Raw genomic sequence first — 8,060 nt, 5'->3', positions numbered from 1 at the left:
CGCTGCGCGACCAGGGCGAAATCGATCATCATGATCGCGTTCTTCTTCACCAGGCCGATCAGCAACACCAGCGCCATCATCGCCACGATGGACAGCTCCATGTGCGCCAGCAGCAGCGCCACCAGCGCGCCAGTACCGGCCGAGGGCAGCGTGGAGACGATGGTGATCGGGTGGATCAGGCTCTCGTAGAGAATGCCCAGCACGATGTACACGGCAATGATCGCCGCCAGCAGCAGCAGCGGCATGCTGGAATTGGCCTCCTGCATGCGCCTGAAGCCGCCGCTCAGGCCCAGCTGGATGTCGCCGGGCAGGCGCATGTTCTTCAGGGTCTGTTTGAGCGCAGCCATGCCGGCACCCATGCCTACCCCGGGCGCGAGGTTGAAGCTCAGGTCCATGGTGGTGAACTGGTCTTCGTGGCTGATCTGGGTGGGCTCGAGCCCCGGCTCCTGCCTGGCAATGGCCGATAGCGGCACCATGGTGCCGCTGCTGGTGGTCACGTAGATCCGGTTCAGCGCGGCTGGGGTCTCGGCCTGGCTGGGCAGTGAGGTGATCACCACCTTGTATTCGTTGATGTCCGAATAGATGGTCGAGACCTGGCGCTGGCCGAAGGCGTTGTACAGCGCGTCATCGACGGCCGCCGGAGTGATGCCCAGCCGGCTGGCGGTGGTGCGATCGATCACGATGTTCTGGCGCAGGCCCGCGTTATCCTGGTCGGACCCGACGTCGCTGAACATCGGGTTCTTCTTCAACTGGTCGATCAGCTTCGGCGTCCAGGTCTGCAATTCCTCAAGGTTATTGCCCTTGAGCGAGACCTGGTACTGCGCGCCCTGGCTGGTACCGCCACCGCCGCTCCACAAATCCTGATGCGCACGCATGCGCACTTCCAGGTCCGGGTACTTCGCGGCCTTGGCGCTGAGCCGCGCGACCACGGCCTGGGTCGAGACCTTGCGGCCCTGGCCCAGGGTCTTGAGCTGGATGCTGAACTCGCCGCTGCTTCCATGCCGGCCGCTGCCGACGCTGGCGCCCACGTACTGCACGGCCGGATCGGCCATGATCATCTGCGTGATGCGCTCCACGCGGGACTTCATCTGCGCGAACGACAGCGTGGCGCCTCCACTGGCGCGCGCCCAGATCAGGCCGCTGTCCTGGGGCGGGAAGAATCCACCCCTGATCTGCGTGAACAAAAAACCGGTGACGAAGATCAACGCCAGCGGCGACAGCGAAAGCAGGGCCTTGTGCCGCAGCGCCCAGGCCAGCGCGCGACTGTAGATCGCCAGCATGCCGGCGTGGAACCGGTCCAGCGCGCGGCCCAGTCGCGAAGGTTCTCGCGGCGCGGCTCGACGCAGGAACACCGCGCATAATGACGGTGTCAGGGTCAGCGAAACCACCGCCGAGACCAGGATCGCGGCCACCAGCGTGATGGTGAACTCGCGGAAGAACAGTCCGATGAAACCGGAGGCAAAGATCAGCGGGATGAAGACCGCCACCAGCGAAAGGGTGATCGACACGATGGTGAAGCCGATTTCGCTCGCGCCCTTGAGCGCGGCCTCCAGCGGCGGATCGCCGGCGTCGACGTGGCGGATGATGTTCTCGATCACCACGATGGCGTCGTCGACCACGAAACCGATGGCGATGACCAGCGCCAGCAGGGACAGGTTGTCCAGCGTGTAGTGCAGCAGGTACATCGCGGTGAACGCGCCCGCCAGCGACAACGGCACGGCAGCAGCGGCAATCAGCGTGGGCGCGAGCCGGCGCAGGAACAGCGCCATGGTCAGGATCACCATGCCCAGGCTGATCAACAGGGTCAACTGCACCTCGTTGACCGAGTCGCGCACCGTGGGCGTGCCGTCGTAGTACGGCGTCAGCTTGGTGCCCGGCGGCAGCAGCGTGCGCAGTTTGCCCAGCGATTGCTTGATACCGTCCACGGTATCGATGACGTTGGCGTCGGGGCGTTTGTAGATGTCCAGCTCGATGGCCGGCTTGCCATTGAACCACGCAGCCTGATAGCTGTCCTCGGCGCCCTGGTAGACGTGTGCCACATTCTTGAGGCGGACCGGCACACCGTTACGCACCGCGACGATGATGTTGGCGAAATCCTCTGCCGTTTTCAGCTGGTCGGTGGCCGTGACCGCCATGGTGGTCTTGCCGTTGTCCAGAAAGCCCAGCGGCGAGGTCACGTTGGCGGCTGTCAATGCATTGCGCAGGTCATTGGAGGACAGCCCCATGGCGTTGAGCGCGTGCAGGTTCACGTCCACGCGTACCGCCGGTTGCGCACTGCCCGAGACATCCACGTTGGATACGCCGGCGAGTTGACTCAGACGCGGCACCAGCAGCGTGTTTGCGCGATCGTAGAGCGCTGAAAGTGGCTCGGTATCGGAGGTCAGCGCGACCTGCAGCACAGGATCGTCGTTGGGATTGGCCTTGTGGTAGGTCGGCGGCGATGTCAGGCCCGAGGGCAGGTCCGGCTGCGCGGCATTGATTGCCGCCTGAACCTGCTGGGCGGCCACGTCCAGATTGACGTTGCCGTTGAAGAACAGGATCACGAACATGCTGCCTTCGGAGCTGCGCGAACGCATCGAACTGACGCCCGGCACCTGGCCCAGATGCCGCTCCAGCGGGGCGGTGACGGTGGAGGCCATGGTCGAGGCATCGGCGCCAGGCTGGCTGGCCGTCACGAAGATGGCCGGGAAGTTCACCTGCGGCAGGGCGCTGATGGCCAGCAGGCGGTAGCAGACCAGCCCGACCACCAGCAGGCCCATCGCCAGCAGCGACGTGCCGATCGGCCTGCGAATGAAGGGCGCGGAGATATTCATGCGTTCAGTTCGGGCCGTATACACGCAGCATCAGGCCACGCCCTGGTGCTGCGCGGACGACAGTGTCCGCCGTTCCTTGCGCGAGGACACCCAGTCGGAGAACCGCTCCATGTACAGATAGATCACCGGCGTGGTGTACAGCGTGACCAGCTGCGACAGCAGCAGGCCACCGACGATGGACACGCCCAGTGGCTGCCGTAACTCGGCGCCGATGCCGGTGCCGAATGCCAGAGGAAGCGCGCCGAACAACGCCGCGAAGGTGGTCATCATGATCGGACGGAAGCGCAGCAGGCAGGCGCGGCGGATGGCGTCGTGCGCGTTCATGCCGGTACGTTTGGCCTCGATCGCGAAGTCGATCATCATGATCGCGTTCTTTTTCACGATGCCGATCAGCAGGATGATGCCGACGATGCCGTCCACCGACAGGCTCATGCCGAACAGCATCAGCGCCAGCAGCGCGCCGACGCCGGCTGGCGGCAGCGTGGAGATGATGGTCAGCGGGTGGATATAGCTCTCGTAGAGCACGCCCAGCACAATGTAGATCACCACGATGGCCGCCAGCAGCAGCAGGACCTCGTCGCCCAGCGAGGCGGAGAATTCGGCCGCCTTGCCGATGAATTGTGCCTGCACCGAAGCCGGCGCCTTGAGGTCGGCATCGGCCTTGTGGATGGCATCGACCGCCTGTGACAGCGAATAGCCCGGCGCGAGATTGAAGGAAATGGTCACCGCCGGCAGCTGGTTCTGGTGGCTGATCACCAGCGGCGCATTGGTCTGCGTGGCGCTGACCAGACTCGACAGCGGTATCGTGCTCCCGCTGCCCAGCGGGATGCCGGTATTGCTGCGGCCAATGCCCGTCGCGGTCGAGGAATTGGCCGACTGCACCATGCCGTAGCTGGTCGCGTTGGATCCGGTCAGCGCCCCGCTGCCGTTACTGCGCACGGTGAGCATGTTCAGCAGGTCGGTGCTGTTGCGGAACTGGTGTGCCACTTCCAGCACCACGCGGTATTGGTTGAGCTGGGTGAAGATGGTCGAGATCTGGCGCTGGCCGAAGGCGTCATACAGGGTGTCGTCGATGGTCTGCACCGGCACGCCCAGGCGGCTGGCCTTCTCGCGGTCTATGGTCAGGTGCAGGGCGTCGCCCTTGTCGGCCAGGTTGTTGTCCACGTCGGCCAGCTCGGGAAGATTGCGCATGGCGTCGGTCATGCGCGAGGCGTAGGTGGCCAACTCGTCGCTGTTCACGTCCGACATCGCGTACTGGTATTCGGTGGGCGCCACGCGGGTATCCAGGGTGATGTCCTGGACCGGCTTCAGGAACAGCGCCACACCCGGTACGTCGGCCACGTCCTGCTGCAGGTGCGCCAACACACTTTGCAGGTTGCCGCGCTGTCCGCGCGACTTCAGAACGATGCTGAGCTGGCCCTGGTTCAGGGTCGGATTGATCGAGCCGGCGCCGATGAACGTGGCCACGCCACTCACTGCTGGATCCTTGCGGATGGCGTCGGCCACCTGGCGCGTGCGCTGCTCCATGGCCTTGAAGGCGATATTGTCGTCAGCCTGCACCACGCCGGTGATCATGCCGGTGTCCTGCTCGGGCAGCAGGCCCTTGGGTATGATGATGTAAAGCCCCACGGTGACCAGCACGGAAATGCCGAACACCAGCATGGTCAGTCGCTGGTGGGCAAACACCCAGTCCAGGCTGCGCGCGTACAGGCCCACCGTGCGCGACCATACGGTACGCTTGCCGGCCTTCTCCGCGCGCTCGTGGGCATCGTCACCTTCGGGCAGCTGGTCAGGCTTGAGCAGGTAGGCGCACATCATCGGGGTGAGCGTCAGCGAGACCAGCAGGGAAATCGCCACCGCTGCCGACAGCACCCAGGCGAACTCGTGGAACAGGCGTCCGGTCACCCCCGGCATCAACAGCAGCGGCAGAAACACCGCGATCAGGGAGACCGTCAGCGACAGCACCGTGAAGCCAATCTCCCGGGCGCCGATTTCAGCCGCTTCCGGCCCGCTCTTGCCCTTCTCGATGTAGCGCACGATGTTCTCGATCATCACGATCGCATCGTCGACCACGAAGCCGGTGGCCACGGTCAGCGCCATCAGCGAGAGGTTGTCCAGCGAGAGCCCGGTAGCGGCCATCACGGCGAACGTGCCCATCAGCGACAGCGGTACCGCGACCGATGGAATCAAGGTGGCCCACAGACGCCGCAGGAACACGAAAATCACCGCCACCACCAGCAGGACGGTCAAAAGCAGGGTGAACTCAACGTCATGCACCGAGGCGCGGATGGTCACGGTACGGTCGGCGAACACGCCCAGGTGCACGCCGTCAGGCAGCACACTGCGCAACTGCGGGATCAGCTTGTCGATGTGCTCGACGGTATCGATGATGTTGGCGCCGGGCTGGCGGCGAATATCCAGCAGCACCGCCGGCTTGCCGTTGGCCCAGGCCGCCAGCTGGTCGTTCTCGACCCCGTTGATCACCTTGGCCACGTCGCGCAGATGCACCGGCGCACCGTTCTTGTAGCTGATGATGACGTCGGCGTATTGCTTGGCGCTGGACAGCTGGTCGTTGGTGCCGATCGAGTAGGTCTGCGTGGCTCCGTTGAGCGTGCCCTTGGCCGCGTTGACGTTGGCGCGGGTCAATGCGCTGCGCACGTCCTCCATGGTCAGGCCCAGATTGCCCAGCTTCGCCGGGTTGACCTGCACGCGCACCGCCGGCTTGACGTTGCCCGCGATCGATACCAGACCCACGCCGGAAACCTGCGACAGTTTCTGCGCGATGATCGAGTCAGCGTAGTTGTTGACCTCGCGCAGCGGCAAGCTGTCGGAGGTCATGACCAGGGTCATGATCGGCGCGTCGGCCGGATTGACCCGGTTGTACACCGGCTGATACGGCAGGCCGCCCGGCAGGCGCGCCGCGCGCAACGCCGACTGCACGTCCTGCGCGGCCACGTCGATGTCGCGGTTCATGTTGAACTGCAGCACGATGGTCGACAGCCCCGCGGAGCTGTCCGAACTCATCATGTCGATGCCGGAAATCTGCCCCAGCTGGCGCTCCAGCGGCGTGGTGACCAGGGTCGCCACCGTCTGCGCGCTGGCGCCGGGGTACTGCGTGGTCACGACCAGGCTGGGCGCTGCGACCTCGGGCAGCGCCGAGACCGGCAGCGCCCGGTAGCCGAGAATACCGAGCAGCAGCACCGCCGCCATCAGCAGCGATGTGGCGATCGGTCGGCGAATGAAGATGGTCGAGAAGCCCACGCTATGCGATTCCTGCGGTTGGTGTCGGAGCAAAATCAGTAACGCGGTTGCCGATCAGTGCCGGCGACCGCCACCACCCGAGGATGCGGCAGCCTTTTTCATGTCCTCCGCGCTGGGTGCCTGTGGCACTTCGCCGGGCTTGTAGGCCTTGACCTTGCTGCCGGGCTTGAGCCGGAACTGCCCCTCGGTGACCACGCGTTCGCCCATCTTGAGCCCGCTGCCGATCAGCGAGGTGCTCTGGCTGGCCTCGCCCTCCACCTTGACGGTGCGCATCTGCACCTTGTCATCCTTGCCGATGACATACACGTAATCGCCGTCCGGGCCTCTCTGCACGGCCTGGGTCGGGATCACCAGGCCATGGTCGACCGTATTGATCTTCATCCGCACATTCACGAACTGGCCTGGCCACAGTTCATCGTGCGTATTCGGAAACTGGGCTTTCAGGCGGAACGTTCCGGTGCTGGTGTCGATCTGGTTGTCGATCACGGTCAAATGTCCACCTTCGGCGACCACGTGACTGTCCACGCGGTCCAGCGCCTGGACTGGCAGCTGCATCTTGGCCTGGGCGCTGCGCACCTGGTCCAGATCCTGTTCCGGCAGACTGAACACCACGTAGATCGGGTGCACCTGGGTCAGCGTGACGATGGTGTCGCTACCCGAAATCACATTGCCCGGATCCACCTGGCGGATGCCGGCCAGCCCCGTGATCGGTGCGGTGACATCGGTGTAGTCCAGTTGCACCTTGGAATCGCGCACGCTGGCGGCATCGCCGGCCACCGTCGCTTCAAGCTGGTGCACGGTATTACGCTGGGTATCCAGGTCCTGCTTGGAGATGAAGTTCTTCTTGACCAGATCCTCGCTGCGCGAAAGGTTGCTGCGCGCCGTGGAAAGCTGCGCCTGATCCTGGTGCAGCCGGGCGACAGACTGTTGGTACTGCGCACGGTAGGTGCGCGGGTCGATCTTGGCGATGACCGATCCCTTCTTGACCTCATGCCCTTCATCGAAAGTCAGCTTCATCAGCTGTCCGGTCACCTGCGGTCGCACGTTGACCGTGTTCAATGCCTGGACAGTGCCCGTTGCGCTGAGATAGATCGGCACGTTCTGCTCGGTCACCGAGACCGCCGTGACCGGAACGGGTCCGTTGTTCGCGCCGGACCCTCCCTTGCGCGCGGCTCCGGCCGCCGTACTGGAAGATGAATGGCACATGCGCAGGCCCAGCAGGGCCAGCACGAGAACAACCAGGGCAATGAGCGCAATTTTCCAGCGCGACATGGGCGAACTCCATAGATGGGACATCCGTTTGCCGGTTGTCCGCAGCATGCGTACAACAGCTGTACCGAACGGCTTCAGTTGTCTGAAGATCGTGCGTTTTGTGTCGTACGCGTCTTCGGGTGAATCAGATGTGAAAAAGCAGGGTCTTGCGTAGAGTAAGGCCCATTAACGCACGGGAACACTGCCAGTTGACACATACCGGCCATGACCGATGGCACGGAAGGTGCTCATCCGCCCCGGGGTCATGCTTTTTCCGCCCCGGTTGTAACGGTATACTCGCAACTCTGATCGTGCTGGGCCGGCAGCTTTCCGGCCACTTCCCACCATCGAGGCACGCCTAGTGAGCGGTCCCATCAGCAAATCCGACCAGAGTTTCCTGCGCCAGTTCTCCATGGTTATTCTGTTCCTGGTACTGATTGCGCTGGTACTGATGTTTATTGCCTGGCACATCTACAGCGATGCGCCTAAGGACCATGTAACCGGTTCGCGACAGGTCACCGAGCAGCGCATCGCTCCGGTCGCCGGTGTCTATGCCGGTGATACCGGGCGCGCTGCCATGCAGGCAGCTGCCCAGGCCGCCGCCAAGGCGGCAGCCTCGCAGGTCGCTTACGGTGGAACCACCGATGGCAAGACCATTTACGGCAAGCTGTGCCACAGTTGCCATACCGCTGGCGTGGCCGGGGCACCCAAACTCGGCGACAAGTCCGCCTGGGC

Annotated in this window: 4 protein-coding genes; 1 reads left to right on the top strand and 3 read right to left on the bottom strand. The window is 64.1% G+C overall.

Annotated elements, in window-relative coordinates; all coding sequences use genetic code 11:
• From PF446_RS02580 to PF446_RS02570, 3 genes are all read right to left on the bottom strand, one after another.
• The coding region (locus tag PF446_RS02580) for an efflux RND transporter permease subunit (RefSeq protein ID WP_298069404.1) at positions 1–2,813 on the bottom strand (2,813 nt) is incomplete at its 3' end.
• Positions 2,814–2,843: 30 nt separating this feature from the next.
• Positions 2,844–6,074 (bottom strand): efflux RND transporter permease subunit, encoded by a 3,231-nt coding sequence (locus PF446_RS02575; protein ID WP_298069402.1) that lies wholly within the window; start codon positions 6,072–6,074, stop codon positions 2,844–2,846.
• A gap of 54 nt (positions 6,075–6,128) precedes the next feature.
• On the bottom strand, positions 6,129–7,346 hold the full coding sequence (locus PF446_RS02570; protein WP_298069400.1) for an efflux RND transporter periplasmic adaptor subunit: 1,218 nt from the start codon (positions 7,344–7,346) through the stop codon (positions 6,129–6,131).
• A gap of 340 nt (positions 7,347–7,686) precedes the next feature.
• Between PF446_RS02570 and PF446_RS02565 the strand changes: the two genes are divergently transcribed.
• A partial coding sequence (locus PF446_RS02565; protein ID WP_298069398.1) for a cytochrome c5 family protein occupies positions 7,687–8,060 on the top strand: 374 nt, incomplete at its 3' end.

The organism is Oleiagrimonas sp. (assembly GCF_027858935.1).
GTDB lineage: Bacteria > Pseudomonadota > Gammaproteobacteria > Xanthomonadales > Rhodanobacteraceae > Oleiagrimonas.
The sequence above is the reverse complement of the archived record's forward strand: the minus strand, read 5'-3'. Positions and strand labels throughout refer to the sequence as shown.